A 17357-nucleotide genomic window follows, 5' to 3' on the forward strand; every position below is an offset into this window, starting at 1 on the left:
TCCTCGTATTTCGTCCGAACATCCGCTCAGGCTAATGGCTCTCCTGTGACAGTTGGTCACTGACGGGATGCTCTTGATGTGGTTGGTGTGATCACGGCGTCGATCCGTCGTGGAGGGACAGCATGCGCGGCAAAGGTGCAGAACTGCCCGACTGTAAGCAGGCCCACCACAGCTCCCCCAAGCAGGTCCGCACCCCCATCGAACATGCCTTCGCCCGCAGGAAGACCTGGAAGATCATCGGCTTCTGTCGGACCTCCGCGCCGGCGCCCGGAGCGGACCCCGTCAGCAGCGGATGGCAGGCTTACGGCGTGCTGATCGAGGGATACGACGGCGGCCCGCTGGTCGCCGGCGAGCCGCTGGTAGACCGTCCGGGCTTCTGGTCGAACCACCTGTGGGGCCCGTGTTGTCGTGATGCGGGTGCTGAGCCGGAGTGGTTCGGCGATGACGGAGCTGATGTCGACGCCATGTCCGAGGTGCTCATGGACCCCGAGCGGTGGCCGGTGTTCCGGTTGCCGGTGGATGGCGGGTACGAGGCCGTGGTGGTCTACCGCAACCTCGTCGGCGACTACGGAGTCGACTACCTGTTCACGCATCCCAGCTGGAGCAGTGCCCGGCACATCGCCAGTTGGGACGGGGACTTGCGCGGGGACACACTGACGTGGCGTGAACTCATCCGCGTCGTCGACAGTCCGGGTTCCACAGCCGAAGGGATCGAGGAGCCGGCTGCCCGTCTCCTGCTGCTGCTTCCCTTGCTCAATGAGCATGCCCTACCGGATGAGGCAGCGGCGACGCTCACCGCCGCTCTGATTGCGGTAGGAGCCTCTCAGGACACCGCCCCGATCACAGCACAGCACCTGCTCGAGCACTCGGCCGGGAGCGCATGGCATGACCCCACGTGGGGCTCGCCACTCAGTGGCAGCTCACACCCTCCCAGCCCTGCCGCAAGCGGAGTCCTGACGCGCCTGGGCATCACCTGAGAGCGCACCATCCGTTCCTCCGTGACCACCGCATGGAAGGCGACGGTGTTCATCACGCCCTGCTCGGCGTCGCACACCTGCGGACTCTCGCAGCCTGGATGTCAGAATCGGCGGCATGCCCCTGTGCGACTACTTCTCCGCCGCTGACGACCAGGCCGCCGTCGCGGTCCTCCAGACTCCGGGAGGGCCGGGGCAGGCCGAACTCGACGTGGTCTTCGTCAAGGACATCGATCCGGTCGTCGCCATCGCCCAGCTCGAAGCCATCATGACGGGCTGCAGCTATGAGGAGGCCGGCGAACGCCCGCGGTCCGGCGAAGTGCTGTCGCCGCCGGATGAGGGCCCGCCCTTTGTGGTGAGCTTGTCCGACACCCTGATCGATGCCCTCGTCACGGCAACGCAGGACGACCTTGCGCGCTTCGCCGAGCCGTGGTCGATGACCGACGAACTCCGGCAGCTCGGGATCAGCGTCGACCAGACGGCCGGTGTTCTGAAGAGCCTGGCCCGGCTGGCTCAGCGCGCCCGCGCGGACGGCCGGCGCGTGTATTGCTGGTGGTCGCTGTGACTCACCGTGTCCGGTGCCGTTGTCCTTCCTGAGCGGTTCTCGTCGCCGCCGGTACGGCGCCGGCTCGGTGTCAGCTGCCGCCGACGCCCAGGGCGGTCAGTAGTACGAGGACGAGGGTGGCCACGGCGAGCAGGCCGTGGGCCAGCACGACCGGTACCGGGAAGTGCCGTTCGGCGGGGACGGTGGCCTCGGCTCCCGGGCCCGTGGCGGCGGGTGCTCCGGCCCCGGCCGTTGTGCGCTCGCGGTAGACGGGGATCCAGCGGGCGAGCATGACGAAGCCCAGCAGGGCGACCGGCAGCAGCAGGCCGAACGCAGTCCAGGCCAGGGCGTCCTTGTCGGCCACGATGTAGATGATCCACACCACCAGGCCGATCGCGGCCAGGGCGAAGTGGCCGAAGACGACGGGTGCGGGAAGGCGACTGGTTCCGGTTTGCTGCTGGCGGATGCCGCCGCGTTGGATCCAGGTGCCGAGCATGTAGAAACCGCCGAGAGCGGTGACCACCCAGGTGATCAGTGCGGCGATGTCCATGGGGAACTCCGAAGGGGGGCGGGGTGAGGGCAGCCGGAGGGCACCGGCCACCGTGGTGGGTGTGCGGGCCGGTTCACCCGGTCGAGCGGGTGCCGCTGTGGCTGTGGCTCCGCGTGTATCCCTCGGCCTGGGTGGACTCGTCGGCGACGCGTACGCCGTAGCGGTAGGCGAGCTTGCCGCCCAGGAAACCCGAGACGCCCAGGGCGGCCACGCTGACCGCGGACAGGACGAGCCTGCCGGTGCCGACGCTTCCACCGCCGGCGTGATCGCCGTAGCGCCACAGGAAGTTGACGACGTAGACGGCTGTCACCAGCAGGTTCAGCGTCATGTGGACCAGGCCGGTGCGGAAGGCCGGGGTGCCGGACGGGATCGCGAACAGGTCGAGGAATCCGACCATGCCTGCCAGCAGCGCGCCGATCACGCCGACGGCTATCAGCCACTCCGAGGACTGGGTCAGGAAGCCGGGGCGGTGCACGACGTGGGACGCGATGTCGAACACCAGGCTGGTCACCCAGGCACCGATCGGCACGGTCACCAGGATCGGGTGGAACGGGTGGCCGTACGGACCGGCGAGCGCGGCGCTGACCGGACGCTTGGCTTGAAACTGTGACTCACTGGCCATCGCGGGACCTCCCACTAGTTTCACCAACAAATCCTGGTCTTATTCCAGGAGGCCGTCAAGACCTGCAGGACAGCGGGCCGGAAGAACACTTGTGCCCGCATGAATGGGAGTTACCGTGGTCCTGTGGCTTCTGATCCGACTGCACAGGCCGACGGGACCGACCGCGCCATCGACTCCGTCAGCGTCCTGAGTGAGGACTCGCGGCGGCACATGTTCGCCTTCATCCGGCGTGCCGGTCGCGCCGTCACCCGGGACGAGGCCGCCGCCAGCGTCGGCATATCGCGCAAGCTGGCCGCCTTCCACCTCGACAAGCTTGTCGAGGCCGGCCTGCTGCGCGCGCGGTACGGGAGGCCCGGCGGGATCCGCAAGGTCGGCAGGCAGCCCAAGGTGTACGAACCCACCGACGCCCAGATCACCGTGAGCATCCCCGACAGGCGCCACGAACTCCTGGCCGACCTGCTCCTGGACGCCGTCCTGACCGAGGGCGCCGACGAAAAAGCCGCGCAAGCGGCCATGCGGACAGCCGGGCAACGCGGCAGGCGACTGGGCGAGGCCGCACGGGAGGAGACCCGCCCGGGCCGCCTCGGCCCCGAGCGCGGGCTGACCACCTGCGAGCAGCTGCTGGACCGGTACGGCTACGAACCCGTCCGGGAAACCCCCACCCAGCTGCGGCTGCGCAACTGCCCCTTCCACCCGCTGGCCGCCAAGGCCCCCGACCTGGTGTGCGGCATGAACCAGGCGTTCCTCTCCGGTTACTTGCAGGGCTTGCAGGTCAATGGGGTGCAGGCCGTCCTGGCCCCCGAACCCGGAGAGTGCTGTGTGCGGCTCGGCCCGACCGCCCCCCACGATGACGGCGAGACACCCGAGGAGCGCTGACGGACGGAGATCAGGAGGAGGCGCCGAACGGTTCGGCGAGCAGGTCGGCCGCGTCGACGGAAGCCCGGACCTCCCGGCGCGGGCTGGGGCGGTCGAGGCGGATACGGGTCGTCACCAGGGAGGGCGTACCAGTGACGGGCAGGTTACCGGTGACGGACAGGTTCAGGCGGCCGGTGCAGGTGGGGGCAGTGAGGGTGGGGACCACGATGCGGTGGTCCCCCGCGCGGCGTCTCCGACCGCCCATCCCTGGCGGCCCTGGCGGAACGGCCCATCGGGAGCGGCACGCCCCCCTGATGGGGGTCGCACGCGTGTCCAGTGGGAGTTCCGGAAGACACCTGGAACGGCATCCGTGCTGGTCAGGCGGAGGTCCGGGGGCCCGCAGCGCGGCGGAGCCGGTTGGCGATCGCGAGTCCCAGCCCCTCTTCCACCGGTAGGGAGGCGACGATCAGGTCGCACCCTCGCAGGTCGAGCTCGCGCAGAAACCCGTACAGCCCGCGCGCGTAGGCGGCCATGGAGTCGGGGACCGTCACCACGGCGTGCGCCTTCACCGGAGCGTCGGCGAGGGAGTGTGGGAGGAAGACGCCCACCTGGTGCCCCAGCTCCTGCGCAAGCTCCGCCTCGGCGACGACCTTCTCCGGCTCGACGAGGACGACCCGTGCCCGGGGCGCGTAGTGCGACGGGTGCTGGCCCGGTACCCGGACGCGGCTCGTCGAGGGCACTGCGATCGGGCGCCCCAGCACCGCCTCGAGGTCCTCGCGCGTCACCCCGCCGGGTCGGAGGATGCTCGGGGTCTCGCCCGTGGCGTCGACGATAGTCGACTCGACGCCGACCTCGCAGGGGCCGCCGTCCAGCACGAAGTCGACGGCATCGCCGAGCTCCGCACGGACGTGGTGTGCCGTCGTGGGGCTGACCGAGCCGAAGCGGTTGGCGGACGGAGCCGTGACGCCTCCGCCGAAGGCCGACAGCAGCGCGAGTGCGACGGGGTGGTCGGGCACGCGCACGGCCACCGTCTCCAGGCCGCCGGTGGCTTCGAGGGGCACCCGTCGGCCGCGCCGCAGGACCAGCGTGAGGGGCCCCGGCCAGAAGTGTTCGGCCAGTAGGCGCGCGGTTGCGGGAACGTCCTCGACCCAGTCGTCCAGGTGCTCCGCGCCGCCGATGTGAACGATCAGCGGGTGGGAGGGCGGGCGTCCCTTGACCTGGAAGATGCGCGCGACGGCGGCAGGGTCTTCGGCGTTCGCGCCCAGACCGTAGACGGTTTCGGTCGGGAGGGCCACCAGGCCCCCGGCGCGCAGCACCTCGGCCGCCTTCTCGATGTCACTGGTTGTTGCCATCACTCTCGCAATCCTCTCACTGTCCCGCTCCGCCACGAACCGGTCCCCCTCCGCCACGAACCGCCGGCGGGACGCGGGCGTCGGGGCTGGTGATGGCCGTCATGATGCGGGCGGCGTAGTGGAACGTACCGCCGACACCTTGCGGACCTGACCGGCCGACGGTTCCCAAGGCGATCCACGGTGCCGGGGCGTCGAGGCTTTTTTCGATCTTCATACTGGTCATCGGTGCGGTGGCGGGTGCCGGCGCCGTCCTGGACCGTGTCCGCCCTCGGCCGAAGCGGCGCCGGGCGCGCGAGCGTGACGTGGAAGCGGGCGGCCGACCGGCGCTCCCTGGCCGCGCTCCGGTCAGAGCGAACCGGGCTTCCCGCAGGGCAGTCAGGGCAGCCGGAAGCGCAGACGGCAGATCACCGCGTCCGTTTGCCGCCGCACCGCGTGCGCGACGACCGCGCCCCGCTGGTTCTGCAACAGGCGCTGCCACAGCCGCTCGGGCTCGGTCTCCGGGATCAGCACGGTGACCCGGGCGCCGGGCTCGGCGGCGGCCACCGCGCGGACGTACGCGGCGATCGGCCGGCCGAGGGTGCGTCGCGCGCAGGTCAGCCGTACCAGCGGCACCCCGGGATCCCATGCGGCGCCGCAGCTCTTCGGGCGCCATGTCCACCAGCTCGATCTGCCCAGCCCTGCGCGCTTGGGGTTGGGCCGCGCCGCGGTAGGTGCAGGCGTGGCACGCGAGACGACCTCCGGCCGTCGAGCAGCGTCTGCGTGTGCCGGTGCCCGTGGCGCTCCGCGAAGCCCACCAGCACGTCCGCCCCGCGGGCGGCACGGCACCTCCGGTCAACGCGCCGCGTCACGAAGGGGCCGTTCTGCAAGGAAACCCGTCCGGCAGGCCGCGTGGGCCGCGCGTGGGCGGTTCCCTGGCGCCGGGCACGCAGACATTGACCAGGGCCGATAGGGTGAAAGCGGTGTGCCGGGAAGTCTGGTCGGCGGGGAAGCCAGGGCGGCTCCCCTTCACAGCCCAGGGGGACGGCATGCGGAGCGTCGGGACCGTACTGGCGTTGGTCACCCTGGCCACCGTGGTGGCGACCTTCGCCCGCCGCTGGCGCGTCCCCGCGCCCTCCCTGCTGGTGGTCGCCGGTCTCGGCGTGGCGCTGTTGCCGGGCACCCCCGAGATCGAGATCAGCCCGGAGATCATCGCGCTCGTCGTGCTGCCGCCGCTGCTGTACGCGAGCGCGGAGGACATGCCCTGGCGTGAGCTGCGGGCGGTGTGGAAGCCGGTCGGGATCCTCGCGATCGGTCTGGTGCTCGCCTCGGCGGCGGCCGTCGGCGCGGTGGCGGCGCTGGTCACACCCCTGTCCTGGCAGATGGCGTTCGTGCTGGGCGCGGTGCTGGCCAGCACCGACCCGGTGGCGGTGACGGCGCTCGGCCGCAAGTTGGCCCTGCCGCCGAAGGTGCGGGTCCTCGTCCAGGCGGAGAGCCTGTTCAACGACGCGACCTCGCTGGTGCTGGTCCGGGTGGCGGCGGGAATCGCGGTCGCGTCGGCGGCGGCGAACTGGAGCGCGGCGGGGACCGAGTTCGTGCTGCTGGCCGGCGGCGGCACGCTCATCGGGGCGGCGGTGGCCGGAGTGATCACCCTCATCCGGCGCCGCACCGAGGACCCCGTACTGGAGACGGTGATCGCCCTGGTCACCCCGTACGCCTCCTACCTCCTGGCAGAGGTCGCGCACACGTCCGGCGTGACGTCCTGCGTGGTCGCCGGGGTGATCCTGGGCGGCCGGGGCGACCGGCTCACCAACGCCCGCATACGGCTCCAACTGCACGCCGTGTACGGCACCGTGGTGTTCCTGCTGGAGAGCGTGGTCTTCTCGCTGATAGGGCTGGCGCTGCCGGCGCAGGTGCGGGCGCTGGCCGCCGGCGACCGGGCCTGGCCGCTGTACGCCCTCGCCGTCGCCGGCACGCTCATCGCCGTGCGCCTGCTGTGGCTGGCGCCGCTGTCGGCGGTCGTGCAGCGCAAGGGCGGGATCAGCCGGCTGAACTGGCGGATGCCGGTGGTGCTGACGTGGGCGGGAACGCGGGGTGTGATGCCCCTGGCCGCGGCCCTGTCCATCCCGGAGGTCACGAAGAACGGCAGTGCCCTGGCGGACCGCCCCCTGGTCCTGGTCCTGACCACCTCGGTGGTCGTGGTCACCCTCGTCGTCCAGGGCTTCACTCTCGCCCCCGTCGTCCGCGCCTCCGGCATCGCCCTCAAGCCCGCCCACACCGAACGCGAGGAGATCGAGGCCCGCTCCCGGCTCGCCCACGCCGGACTCGCCCGCCTGGAGGAACTGGCGGAGCTGGAGGCCGTACCGGACATCGTCCTCGACCGGCTCCGCCGTGGCCTGAACGCCCGGCTGGAGGACGCCCGCGAGCGCCTCGCCGAGAGCGACGGAACCGCCACGGCGACCGAGTCCGCCGACCGGGTCTACCGCCAGCTGCGACGCGACCTGATCGCCGTGGAGTCGGCGGAACTCCAGCGGCTGTACGACGACCACCGCATCAGCGACACCACCCGGCGGCGCCTCCAGCGCTCCCTGGACCTGGAGGAGACCCGGCTGGCGGACGCCTAGCGGGATGCGGCGAGCCGTGGCCGCGGTCCGAGCAGCGTGAACACCATCGCCGCGGCCCGGCCGTGGGGACGTCAACGGCCCTGCTACGACCGTGACCAGCACGTCGAGCCCGCTCCGGCCGCCGCCGAGGACCGCAGGACCAGGCGCCCGGACCTGCCGGTCCGAGCTGACGTCCATGTCCAGGCGTGCCCGTGGGAAGAGGGCCCGCCGGAGGAAGAAGGCCGGGGGCGGCAGCACGGCGGGCCAGAGCTGAGGCGTCGATGATCGAAGACCCGTGGCCGCGGTGCCGTCGCCGGCCCGCTGGTTCTCCCGGCCGGCCCCCGGGCCCGGCCCCAGTCGGCGAGCACGTGCCGACCACCGCGTCGGCCGGTGCTGGACCGACCGCGCTGCCCCGCCCCGCGCCCTCGCCGTCTCCGGCGCCGGGCAGGTGGCCGCGCGCGGCGCGCCCGACGCGCTTCGGCCAGGGCGAGGTCGCCCCGGTCACTCGCGAGATCCTGCGCGAGGCAGAACCGGACCGGCACCGCCGGCCCCGCGTCCACACCGGCTGAGGACCACCTGGCAGTGCTTCGTCACGTGAGGTGCTCCGGGCTTCGGGGCTCTCCTGACCCGGGAAGAGCACCATGTGGCTAATCTTCACGGGTGACCACCGAGTTGACCCTGCTGCCCAAAGTCGCCTGTCGCGGAAAGGAGATCACCGCGCCCCGGCTGCGCGGGCTGGTGGCGTTGCTCGCCGAGGATCTGCGCACCGGGTGCAGCACGGCCCGGCTGGTGGAGGGCCTGTGGCCGGACGGGCTGCCGGAGCGGCCCGGCAAGGCGGTGCAGGTCCTGGTGTCGCGGCTCAGGGCGCAGGTGGGCGCGGAGCTGGTCGTCAGTACGCCGACGGGGTACCGGCTGGCGCTGGACGAGGCTCGGGTCGACAGTTCCGCTCTGCTGCTGTACGAGGCGGCGAGTGCCGAGCGCGCGAGGGCGGCGGATCACGCGGGGGCCCTGGCGCAGGCCGAGGCGGGCCTGGCCCTGTGGGACGGAAGCGTGGGGGCCGGGGCGGGAGAGGACCTGCACGATCCGGTGGTGGCGCTGCGTACCGATCGGCTCCGGGCACACCGTTCGCTGGTCCGTTCCCGTGCGCTCGCGCTCGCCCGGCTGGGGCGGCGGGAGGAGGCCGCGGCACCGCTGGCCGAGGTGGCCCGGGAGCTGCCGCGGGACGAGGAGGTGCTGGCGGAGCTGCTGCGCTGCGAGGCGGCCACCGCGGGCCGGGCCGCGGCGCTGACCCGGTACGACACCTACCGCCGTACTCTGCGCGACGAGCTGGGCACCGATCCGGGCCCTGACCTCAGGTCCCTCTATCAGGAGTTGCTGAACGCGGATGCGCCCCGGGTCCGCCAGGGGGTGCCGCACGACCCGAACCCGCTGCTGGGGCGGGACGCCGACATCGCCGCCGTGGCCGGGCTGTTGCGCGAGGCCCGGGTGGTCACCGTCGTAGGCCCCGGCGGACTGGGCAAGACCCGGCTGTCCCACGCGGTCAGCCGTGCCGCCGAACAGCCGGTCGTGCACTTCGTGCCCCTGGCCGGTGTCACCGCCGACGACGACGTGGCCGGTGAGGTGGCCTCGGCCGTCGGCGCGGGCGACGGCCGGCAGCTCGCCGGCGGCGGCGACGCGGTGAGCGGCATCGTCGGCGCGCTGGGTACGGGGCCCGCGCTGCTGGTGCTGGACAACTGCGAGCAGGTGATCGCCGGCGCCGCCGCCCTCGTCCAGGCGCTGGTGTCGCGGTCGAAGGAGCTGCGGGTCCTGGCCACCAGCCGGGCCCCGCTGGGGCTGACCTCGGAGTCCGTGTACGCCCTGCCGGAGCTGTCGCTGGCCACCTCGGTGGAACTGTTCGAGCAGCGGGCGCGGGCGGCCCGGCCCGGCGTGGACCTGCCCGCCGACCGGGTTGCCGAGATCTGCCGCCACCTGGACGGACTGCCGCTCGCCCTGGAACTGGCCGCGGCCCGGGTGCGGGTGCTGGCCGTGGCCGACATCGCGCGTCGCCTCCGGGACCGTTTCGCGCTGCTGCGCGGCGGCGCCCGTGACGCACCCGAGCGGCACCGCACGCTGCACGCCGTGGTCGAGTGGAGCTGGAACCTGCTGGAGCCCGACGGCCGGGCGGCGCTGCGGGCGCTGTCCGTGTTTCCCGGGGGCTTCACCGAGGACGCGGCACAGTGCGTGCTCGGCCGGACCGGGGACGCGCTGAATCTGCTGGAGCAGCTGGCCGACCAGTCTCTGGTCAAGGTGGGCGACAGCCCTTCCGGGGTGCGCTTCCACATGCTGGAGACGCTGCGGGAGTTCAGCGCCGCCCGACGCGCCGAGGCCGGCGAGGGCGAGGCGGTGACCGACCGGTTCCTCCGCTGGGCGCGGGAGTTCGGCCGTACGCACCACGATGTGCTGTTCAGCGGCGATCCGCTGCCCGCCTGGACCCGCATCCGGGCCGAGCAGGACAACCTCGTCCTGGCGCTGCGCCACGCGCTGGCCCGCGCCGACGGGTCCACCACCGCGGCGCTCACCGCCGTGCTGTCCTCCTTGTGGGCCACCGACACCAACTACGCCCGGCTCGCAGGGCTCGCCGCCGAGACCGGCGGGCCGCTGTCCCACTTCCGCCCGGGGCCCGAGGATGTGGAGCCGGCCCGCACGGCGGCGACGGTGTGCACGGCCAGCCTTTTCATGGGCTACGGCCCGCACGCACTGCGCCAGCTCGTCACGCTGCGCCGACTGCCGCCCGCCCCGCCGGACACCCTGCTGCGGGCGGCGGGCATCGTGCTCTGCGCCGTCCCGGACATGCACCCGCCGCAGTACGCCCGGCTGCAGGAGCTGTGCGACGCCGACGAGCCCCTGCTGGCGGGCGTCGCGGCGGGCGTCGCCAGCTACCTGTGGGAGTCCGAGCACGAGACGGAGCGCGCGCTCCGCTGTGCCCGCCGGATGCTCGACGCGCTGGAGCCGCTGGGCAATCCGGCCATGCTGCTGCTCAGTCATGGGCGGATCAGTGAGCTGTGCCTGCGGACCGAGCGTGGCGAGGAAGCGTACGACCATCTGCGGGCCGCCCAGGACGGGCTCGGTGGGTTCGGGGACTGGATGGACTCGGTCGGCGTCCACTGGGGGCTGGTGCTGGCCTGTCTGCAGCGCGGGGAGGTCGACGAGGCGGAGTACTGGCTGGGGCTCGCGGCCCTCGTCCAGCAGCCTGAGGCCGCCCAGATCTACACTCCCGATCTGTCCGCCCGGGCGGAGATCGCGCTGGCCCGGGGGCTGACCGAGATCGGGCTCGGGCTGTGGCGCCGGGCGATCGAGCGGATACGGGAGGACAGCCTGCGGCAGGCCGGCGACCCGTTCGTGGATCAGTGGTTGCTTCAGGTGCAGTCAGCCGCACTGGCGGCGCACGCACTCCATGGTCGGCTGGAGCCGGTGGCCGGCCTTGCCGAGCGGCTGCGGGAACGGCTGCTCGGGATGCTGTCCGTCTCGTCGGACGACAGATCACCGGTGGAACTGCCGGTGTACGGCACGGTCCTGCTGGCGCTCGGGCTCGCCGGGCTGGCCGGGGGCGACACGTCGGCCGTACGGCTGGTGGCGCTGGCGGAGCGGATGCCGGTGATGCGGGAGTTCCCGAGCATGTCCTCGGCCCGGTCGCGGCAGAGGGCCGAGAACGCCGACAGGGCGGCGTACGCCGACGCGAGGTCTGCGTACGCCGCCCTGAGGCGGGAGGAGCTGCGGGCCGCGGCACTGCGCGAGCTCACCGTCGCGGCTCGCGGGTGACACGTGGTCACTGCCGCGGCTCGCGGTTGAACCGCGCCTTGGACCACAGGTAGCCCAGCAGGCTCAGCCCCAGGCACCAGGCGACGGCCAGTACCGCGTTCCTCGTGCCGATTTCGCTGCCCAGCAGCAGCCCGCGCAGGGTTTCGATGGCGGGTGAGAACGGCTGGTACTCGGCGAACCAGCGGAACCAGCCCGGCATGGCGTCCACCGGCACGAACGCGCTGGACAGGAACGGCAGCATCACCAGGGGCGTACCGATGTTGCTGGCACCTTCGGGGTTGGGGCTCACCAGGCCGATGCCGACCGCGAGCCAGGTCAGCGCGACGCTGACCAGCGCCATCAGCCCGGCCGCCGCGATCCACTCCAGCGGCGACGCGTCGGGCCGGAAGCCGATGGCGAGTGCGATGCCCAGCAGCACCACCAGAGCCATCAGTGTTTGGATCACGCTGCCGATCACATGACCGATCAGCACGGAGGCGCGGGAGATCGCCATGGTGCGGAACCGGGCCATGATGCCCTCGGTCATGTCGGTGCACACGGACACCGCGGTGCCGAGCGAGGTCATGGCCACGGTCAGCAGGAGTATGCCGGGTACCAGGTAGGCGATGTAGTCGGAACGGTTCGCGTGCCCGCCGTTGATGCCGGCGCTCATCACGTCACCGAAGACGTAGACGAAGAGCAGCAGCAGGATGACCGGGGTGAGCAGGAGGTTCAGGGTCAGCGAGGGGTAGCGGCGCGCGTGCAGGAGGTTGCGCCGCAGCATGGTGAGGTTGTCGCGGAAGGGGTGGGCCCGGAGGGACTGGGGCGCTGCGCTCATCGGACGGTCTCCTTGTCGGTGGACTCGGCGGACTGGGAAGGTGCGGGGCCGGCGGTGAGGGCGAAGAACACGTCGTCCAGGTCCGGGGTGTGCACGGACAGCTCGTCGGCCTCGATACCGGCGGCGTCGAGCCAGTCGAGGATGGCGCGCAGTTCCCGCTGGCTGCCGTCACTGGGGATCTGCAGGGTGAGCGCCTCGTCGTTCCGGGTGGTCTCGCGCAGCGCGGTGGCCGCCCGCTCGTATGCCGCCGGGTCGGAGAAGCGCATCCGCACGTGCCCGCCGGGGACGAGCCGCTTGAGCTGCTCGGCGCTGCCGTCGGCGACGATCCTGCCGCCGTTGAGCACCGCGATACGGTCGGCGAGCTGGTCGGCCTCCTCCAGGTACTGGGTGGTGAGGAAGACGGTCGTACCGCCGGAGACCAGCTCGCGGATGATCTGCCACATGGTGTGGCGGGAGCGCGGGTCGAGACCGGTGGTCGGCTCGTCGAGGAAGATGATCCGCGGGGGGCCGATCAGGGTCATGGCGATGTCGAGGCGGCGCTTCATACCACCGGAGTAGGTGGAGGCGGGCTTCTTCGCGGCCTCGACCAGGTCGAACCGCTCCAGCAGCTCGGCGGTGACCCGCCGCCCCTCCCGCTTGGACAGGTGGTGCAGATCCGCCATCAGGAGCATGTTCTCCTCGCCGGTGATCAGCCCGTCCACGGCGGAGAACTGCCCGGTGACCCCGATGGCGGCCCGTACCGCCTGGGCCTCGGCCGCGAGATCGTGCCCGGCGACCCGCGCCTGGCCGCCGTCGGCGGAGATCAGCGTGGACAGGATGCTGACCGCCGTGGTCTTGCCCGCACCGTTCGGCCCGAGGAGGGAGAAGATCGTGCCGGCGGGCACGTGGATGTCGATGCCGTCGAGGACGGTCTTGTCCCCGTAGGACTTGCGCAGGCCTGTGGCCGCGATCGCGAGTTCGTGTTCGTGTTCCTGTGCGTGATCCGTCGTCGTCATGCAGCAGAGCCTGCGGCCCAGGCGGTTCAGCGTGACTTCAACACGGTTTCAGCCGCTCGCGTGCGGCGTCAGGGCGTTGAAATCCGCAGGGAACCGCACATCCAGGGCTACGGCAGCAGTCGTCTGGGCTCTCCCAGCGGATGCGTAGGCGGCCGGTCGACTTCACCACTATGGGGACGGGGTGGTGGGTGATCGCCATGGATGATCTACGCGTCGGTGACCTGCGGACGGAACCACGTTCGGACGCCTGCTGCACCTGACCGGGTGACACATGTGGTGCCTCGTCAGGTTGCGGAACTGACGGGCTGTCGGTTGCCTCGTGAGCGGAACAGGAGAGGCGCCGCGCAGACAGGCCGGACGCTGTTCCGTTGGAGGATTGGCATGCGTTACACACATGTGGGTGCAGGTATCGGCCTGGCTCTCGGTGCCCTCGGACTGCAGATCCCGGCCGCTGCCGCCGCTGATGACTCAGATGTCAGTATCGACCCGTGGAATGCCTCCCCGGGTTCCACGGTCACGGTCAGTACGAGGGCCTGCGACCCTGACGCGGACTACGGCAAGGGCCGGTCGGAGGTGGCGGGAGAGTTCCACCTGTTCGAAGGCGATGAGGAGGGGGTTCTCACCGGCCAGTTCCAGATCCCGGAGGGAACCGAGGCGGGCAGCGACACAGTCACCCTGAAGTGTCCGCCGCTGACCATGGTCACGGAAACGTACCGGGTCACCGGCCGCCCGCCGAGCGGTTCGGTCAACGCCGGCTTCGGACCGGCCGACAACACGGGTACGGGGCTCGCTCTGGGTGGTGGGCTGCTCCTCACGGCCGCCGCCGGGGGTGTGGTCTGGATGTGCCGCCGCCCGAACGACAACCGAAGCTGACCATCCGCCTCCGGTGGCCGCGAGGCCCACCCGTCCCGCTGCACAGCACCCGCCGTGTGGAGCAAAGGCTCAACCGCGATGGTACCCAGACACCCCACCAGCGCTTCCCGGGATCCGTCCGTCCGCGCAGTGCTCCTTCTCGCCTGCGCCATGACGGCTGGTACGGCGCTGCTGATCAGCGGGGCGCACGACGAGGAGCCACCGCAGCCGGCGGCGGCCCAGGCCTTGTCGGCCTCTGCGGACCCCACCCGCCCCCCGGTCCGTCCGCTGCCCCCCGCGGAGCCGGTGCGGCTGCGGATCGCAGCCATCGGCGTGGACGCCCCGATGACACGAGTGGGCCTCGATGCGGAAGGGGCGCTACGGCCCCCACCAGCCGGCGAATCCGGCCTCGCCGGCTGGTACGGCGACGGCACGGTTCCCGGCTCGGCGGGAACCGCCGTCGCCACCGGGCACGTGGACACGCCCACCGGCGACCCCGGCGTCTTCTACAACCTCGGCGCCCTGACCAAGGGCGCCACCATCGAGATCAGCCGTGCGGACCGGCGGACAGCGGTGTTCGCCGTCCGCGCCGTCGAGCTGTACGACAGGGACGACTTCCCCAGCAAGAAGGTCTACGGCAATTCCGGCCGGCCCGAACTCCGGCTGATCACCTGCGGTGGCGGCTACACCAAGCGCACCGGCTACCTGGGCAACGTCGTGGTCTACGCGACGCTGACCGCGGTGACATAGCGCCTGTCCCGGGGCGGAACACTGTGTCCCTTTCCCGGCTGCAGCAATGCGAACGTCACCGCTCGATCAACTTGGTACCGTCGTCTGTCAGCGAGCTGCTCGCAGTATTGATGAAAGAGTCAACTTCCGCGTGGAATTCCTTGGCTTGCCGTCGTGCCGCAGCGAACGCTGCGTCCGCGTCATCATTCCCGTGAATCGCCACATGAAGACGCCGGACAATCTGCCGCACGGTCCCGTACAGGTCGAAGGCCATCCGTCCCATTTCTGGCGGCCCGGCCAGACCCACATCCAGGCGCTTCGACCCAAGTTGGATCATCTTGAGGCGCAGTTCTTCCAACCGGGCTTCAGTGAATTCATCGCGGGACACTTCACCGAATCCCAAATCGGTCAGGCTGTGCTCCAGAAGATCCTCGACCACGTGGAGGTACGACCGATATGCCGCACGCCGAGGCTCGTCCCGTAAACGAATGTATTCTGCGCGTGCTGTAATGCGAGCATTTATCCGGGTTGACCAGCTCGTAGCGAGTCCGGCGCCAACCGTTCCGACAGCGCCGGCGAGTGCTCCGAGTACTGCTGCCAATCCGGCGTCCATGCCGCCCGATTCTCGGTGCGACGGTGGCGTGCGTCAACCGGTTGGATCTCTGGGGACGACGGAATGCCGAGCCCGACTCGGCGGACCTCGTGATGCAGCTCCACGAGGCCATTCGCCGGTTCCTGACCCGGCCCGTCACCTCTCACCGGCCGCTCAGTTCCCACACACCTCGCAGCAAGGTGATCAGCCCGCCGGCCAGGGACAGCAGCATCACAGCGTGCCGGGTCCACGCCTGAGGCACCCGCCGGGTGAGACTCTCCCCGAGGAGGGCGCCGGCCACCAGACCGACAAGCGTCACCAGCCATGCCGGTGCGGTGAGGTCCGGCAGGCCGTTGGCGGCCACCGAGAAGACGTTCAGGGCGACGCCGTAGAACAGTGCGTTCGGTACGAACTGCCGTACCGGCCAGTCGGCGTTGGCCGCGTACAGCGACAGCGCCGGTCCGCCCACTCCGGCGGCCGCGTTCATGAACCCGCTCGCCCCGCCCGCGACCACGGCACCGCCGGTGCCGCGCAGCGATGCCACCCGGACCCCGGCCAGCACCAGCAGGACGGCGGCGGTCACCGCCGCCCCCAGAAAGGCGAGCAGTACCGGCTCCGGCAAGCGGGCCGCCGTCCAGGTCCCCAGCGGTACCGTGCCGGCCGCTGCCACGACCAGCACGCTGATCGCCGGCAGGCGCACCTGCCGCCACGTGCTGGCCAGCCCGACCGCGCTGACCACGCCGGCCGCGCAGTTGACCAGCGCGACCCCGTCCGACGGGCCCAGCAGCAGCGCGAGAACGGGCACCGAGACCAGGGCGAACCCCATCCCCGTGATGCGCTGCACCAGGGCGCCGACCGCGATGACCGCGCCCAGGGCCAGGGCGGCGACCTCGCCGCTCACCTCCCCTCCCCCCGGCCCGCCGGTGCGATCGCGAGCAGCACGCCGGGCGGGCGTGCGGCATGCGCCGAGCGGGCGTTCCCGGCCGGCGCGGGGTGCGGGCGGTCGTAGGCGACAGCGGTCATGCGGCCGATCTCAGCATCCTGCGTGCCCGGGGTGAATTCCTTTAGCATCCGGCTTCATGGTGCGGTTCCACCTCGGCCTCGACGACCTGGCGTCAGCCTGTTTCGCCTGCTCGCCCCTACAGGAAGCCGTACTGAGCCTGCGCATGTGGACCCACCCGGTCCACTACCCGACACAACTGCCCTGGTTCCGCCGCCTCCGGGACGCCTTCACCGGGCTCGGTCCGGCACACACCCGGCTGCTGCACTGCCTGATCGCGTCCAACCGGTGGCTGCCCGACTTCCTCACTCCGCGCCCCACCTCGCCCTGGCCGGACATCCAGGAGGAACTCGCCGCCCTGCGAGCCACCCCGCCCCACCGCGTCCCCGGTGACCTGGAACGCGCCTACCTCCCGCACGACGGCGCCATCCCCGAACCCCTGCGCCACGGCCTCCACTCCCCCGAGCGCCTGCTCGCCGAGGTCGCCGACGCGCTGGAGGCCTACTGGACCTCCTGCCTGGCCCCTGCCTGGTGGCCTCGAGCCCGCTCCCTCCTCGAAGCGGACATCGCCCACCGCGCACGCACACTCGCCGCCGGCGGAGCCGACGCTCTGTTCACCGGCATCGACCCACAACTGCGCTGGGACCACGGCACACTCACCATCGCCTGCGAGCACGCGCCCACGACTCCGGCAGGCGTGGCGATCGGCGGCAGAGGACTGGTCCTCAGCCCGACCCTGTTCGCGCAAGGCGCCATCACCGCCATCGACCCCGAACAAGCACCACTGATCATCTACCCCGCGCGAGGACACGGCCTCATGGCCGAAGACCTGACCCCCGCCCGCGTCCACCGCTCACTGCAACGCCTCCTCGGCCGGCCCCGCGCCCGACTGTTGCTCCTGCTCGAGGAACCCGCCTCCACCACCGAACTCGCCCACCGCATCGGCGTCACCCCCTCCGCCGTCAGCCAGCACCTCGACGTCCTCCACCAGGCACGGCTGACACGACGCGTCCGCCACGGCCGAAACGTCCTGTACAGCCGCACACCTCTCGGCGACCAACTCTGCGACGAGGGGCCGTAGCTCGCGATACTCGGCAA

At 71.5% G+C, this 17357-nt stretch carries 16 protein-coding genes and 1 pseudogene; 8 read left to right on the plus strand and 9 right to left on the minus strand.

Translation table 11 applies throughout. The features are described from left to right. The first annotated feature begins 122 nt into the window (after nucleotides 1-122). Nucleotides 123-977 carry a hypothetical protein gene (locus tag ACZ4U1_RS01575; protein WP_467898196.1) on the plus strand — a complete coding sequence of 285 codons (855 nt, stop codon included), beginning with the start codon at nucleotides 123-125 and terminating at the stop codon, nucleotides 975-977. Nucleotides 978-1092: 115 nt separating this feature from the next. Then, nucleotides 1093-1539 carry a hypothetical protein gene (locus ACZ4U1_RS01580; protein WP_467898199.1) on the plus strand — a complete coding sequence of 149 codons (447 nt, stop codon included), beginning with the start codon at nucleotides 1093-1095 and terminating at the stop codon, nucleotides 1537-1539. Nucleotides 1540-1609: 70 nt separating this feature from the next. Here the strand turns inward: ACZ4U1_RS01580 and ACZ4U1_RS01585 are convergent, their stop codons facing one another. Both ACZ4U1_RS01585 and ACZ4U1_RS01590 read right to left on the minus strand, forming a co-directional pair. Further along, entirely contained in the window at nucleotides 1610-2068 is a 459-nt protein-coding gene (locus ACZ4U1_RS01585; RefSeq protein ID WP_467898202.1) for a hypothetical protein, read from the minus strand. A 73-nt stretch (nucleotides 2069-2141) separates the two neighbouring features. Then, the gene (locus ACZ4U1_RS01590; protein ID WP_467898205.1) at nucleotides 2142-2690 is read right to left on the minus strand and encodes a DUF2231 domain-containing protein; all 549 of its coding nucleotides are present in this window, start codon (nucleotides 2688-2690) and stop codon (nucleotides 2142-2144) included. A 123-nt stretch (nucleotides 2691-2813) separates the two neighbouring features. On the opposite strand from ACZ4U1_RS01590, the gene ACZ4U1_RS01595 reads away from it, so the two are divergent. Beyond that, a complete protein-coding gene (locus tag ACZ4U1_RS01595; RefSeq protein WP_467898208.1) occupies nucleotides 2814-3566 on the plus strand; it encodes a helix-turn-helix transcriptional regulator in 753 nt (250 codons plus the stop codon). Between the two features lie 356 nt (nucleotides 3567-3922). On the opposite strand, the gene ACZ4U1_RS01600 is transcribed toward ACZ4U1_RS01595, so the two are convergent. Then, entirely contained in the window at nucleotides 3923-4897 is a 975-nt protein-coding gene (locus ACZ4U1_RS01600) for an L-threonylcarbamoyladenylate synthase (protein WP_467898211.1), read from the minus strand. A 375-nt stretch (nucleotides 4898-5272) separates the two neighbouring features. Then, a pseudogene (locus ACZ4U1_RS01605) lies at nucleotides 5273-5527 on the minus strand (amino acid permease); the annotation flags it as partial. Nucleotides 5528-5922: 395 nt separating this feature from the next. On the opposite strand from ACZ4U1_RS01605, the gene ACZ4U1_RS01610 reads away from it, so the two are divergent. Together ACZ4U1_RS01610 and ACZ4U1_RS01615 are read left to right on the plus strand one after the other, a co-directional pair. Further along, entirely contained in the window at nucleotides 5923-7497 is a 1575-nt protein-coding gene (locus ACZ4U1_RS01610; protein WP_467898213.1) for a Na+/H+ antiporter, read from the plus strand. A gap of 639 nt (nucleotides 7498-8136) precedes the next feature. Continuing rightward, the gene (locus ACZ4U1_RS01615) at nucleotides 8137-11274 is read left to right on the plus strand and encodes an ATP-binding protein (RefSeq protein WP_467898216.1); all 3138 of its coding nucleotides are present in this window, start codon (nucleotides 8137-8139) and stop codon (nucleotides 11272-11274) included. Between the two features lie 7 nt (nucleotides 11275-11281). Here ACZ4U1_RS01615 and ACZ4U1_RS01620 read toward each other — a convergent pair whose 3' ends face one another. Both ACZ4U1_RS01620 and ACZ4U1_RS01625 read right to left on the minus strand, forming a co-directional pair. Then, nucleotides 11282-12091, minus strand: coding sequence for an ABC transporter permease (locus ACZ4U1_RS01620; protein WP_467898218.1), 810 nt, complete (start codon nucleotides 12089-12091; stop codon nucleotides 11282-11284). Then, complete coding sequence (locus ACZ4U1_RS01625; protein ID WP_467898221.1) at nucleotides 12088-13086, minus strand: ATP-binding cassette domain-containing protein; 999 nt, start codon at nucleotides 13084-13086, stop codon at nucleotides 12088-12090. The genes ACZ4U1_RS01620 and ACZ4U1_RS01625 overlap by 4 nt, the downstream gene beginning before the upstream one ends. 573 nt (nucleotides 13087-13659) lie before the next feature. Between ACZ4U1_RS01625 and ACZ4U1_RS01630 the strand changes: the two genes are divergently transcribed. Both ACZ4U1_RS01630 and ACZ4U1_RS01635 read left to right on the plus strand, forming a co-directional pair. Further along, nucleotides 13660-13959, plus strand: coding sequence for a hypothetical protein (locus ACZ4U1_RS01630; protein ID WP_467898224.1), 300 nt, complete (start codon nucleotides 13660-13662; stop codon nucleotides 13957-13959). A 150-nt stretch (nucleotides 13960-14109) separates the two neighbouring features. Further along, on the plus strand, nucleotides 14110-14688 hold the full coding sequence (locus ACZ4U1_RS01635) for a class F sortase (RefSeq protein WP_467898227.1): 579 nt from the start codon (nucleotides 14110-14112) through the stop codon (nucleotides 14686-14688). 55 nt (nucleotides 14689-14743) lie between these two features. Here the strand turns inward: ACZ4U1_RS01635 and ACZ4U1_RS01640 are convergent, their stop codons facing one another. From ACZ4U1_RS01640 to ACZ4U1_RS01650, 3 genes are all read right to left on the minus strand, one after another. Then, entirely contained in the window at nucleotides 14744-15106 is a 363-nt protein-coding gene (locus tag ACZ4U1_RS01640; protein ID WP_467898228.1) for a hypothetical protein, read from the minus strand. Nucleotides 15107-15422: 316 nt separating this feature from the next. Continuing rightward, on the minus strand, nucleotides 15423-16160 hold the full coding sequence (locus ACZ4U1_RS01645) for a TSUP family transporter (protein WP_467898231.1): 738 nt from the start codon (nucleotides 16158-16160) through the stop codon (nucleotides 15423-15425). Next, nucleotides 16157-16282: a hypothetical protein gene (locus tag ACZ4U1_RS01650; RefSeq protein WP_467898234.1), complete on the minus strand. Its 126-nt coding sequence runs from the start codon at nucleotides 16280-16282 to the stop codon at nucleotides 16157-16159. The genes ACZ4U1_RS01645 and ACZ4U1_RS01650 overlap by 4 nt, the downstream gene beginning before the upstream one ends. Nucleotides 16283-16338: 56 nt before the next feature. Between ACZ4U1_RS01650 and ACZ4U1_RS01655 the strand changes: the two genes are divergently transcribed. After that, on the plus strand, nucleotides 16339-17340 hold the full coding sequence (locus tag ACZ4U1_RS01655; protein ID WP_467898237.1) for an ArsR/SmtB family transcription factor: 1002 nt from the start codon (nucleotides 16339-16341) through the stop codon (nucleotides 17338-17340). Nucleotides 17341-17357 lie beyond the last annotated feature (17 nt).

It is taken from the genome of Streptomyces sp. NPDC028928 (genome assembly GCF_055564915.1).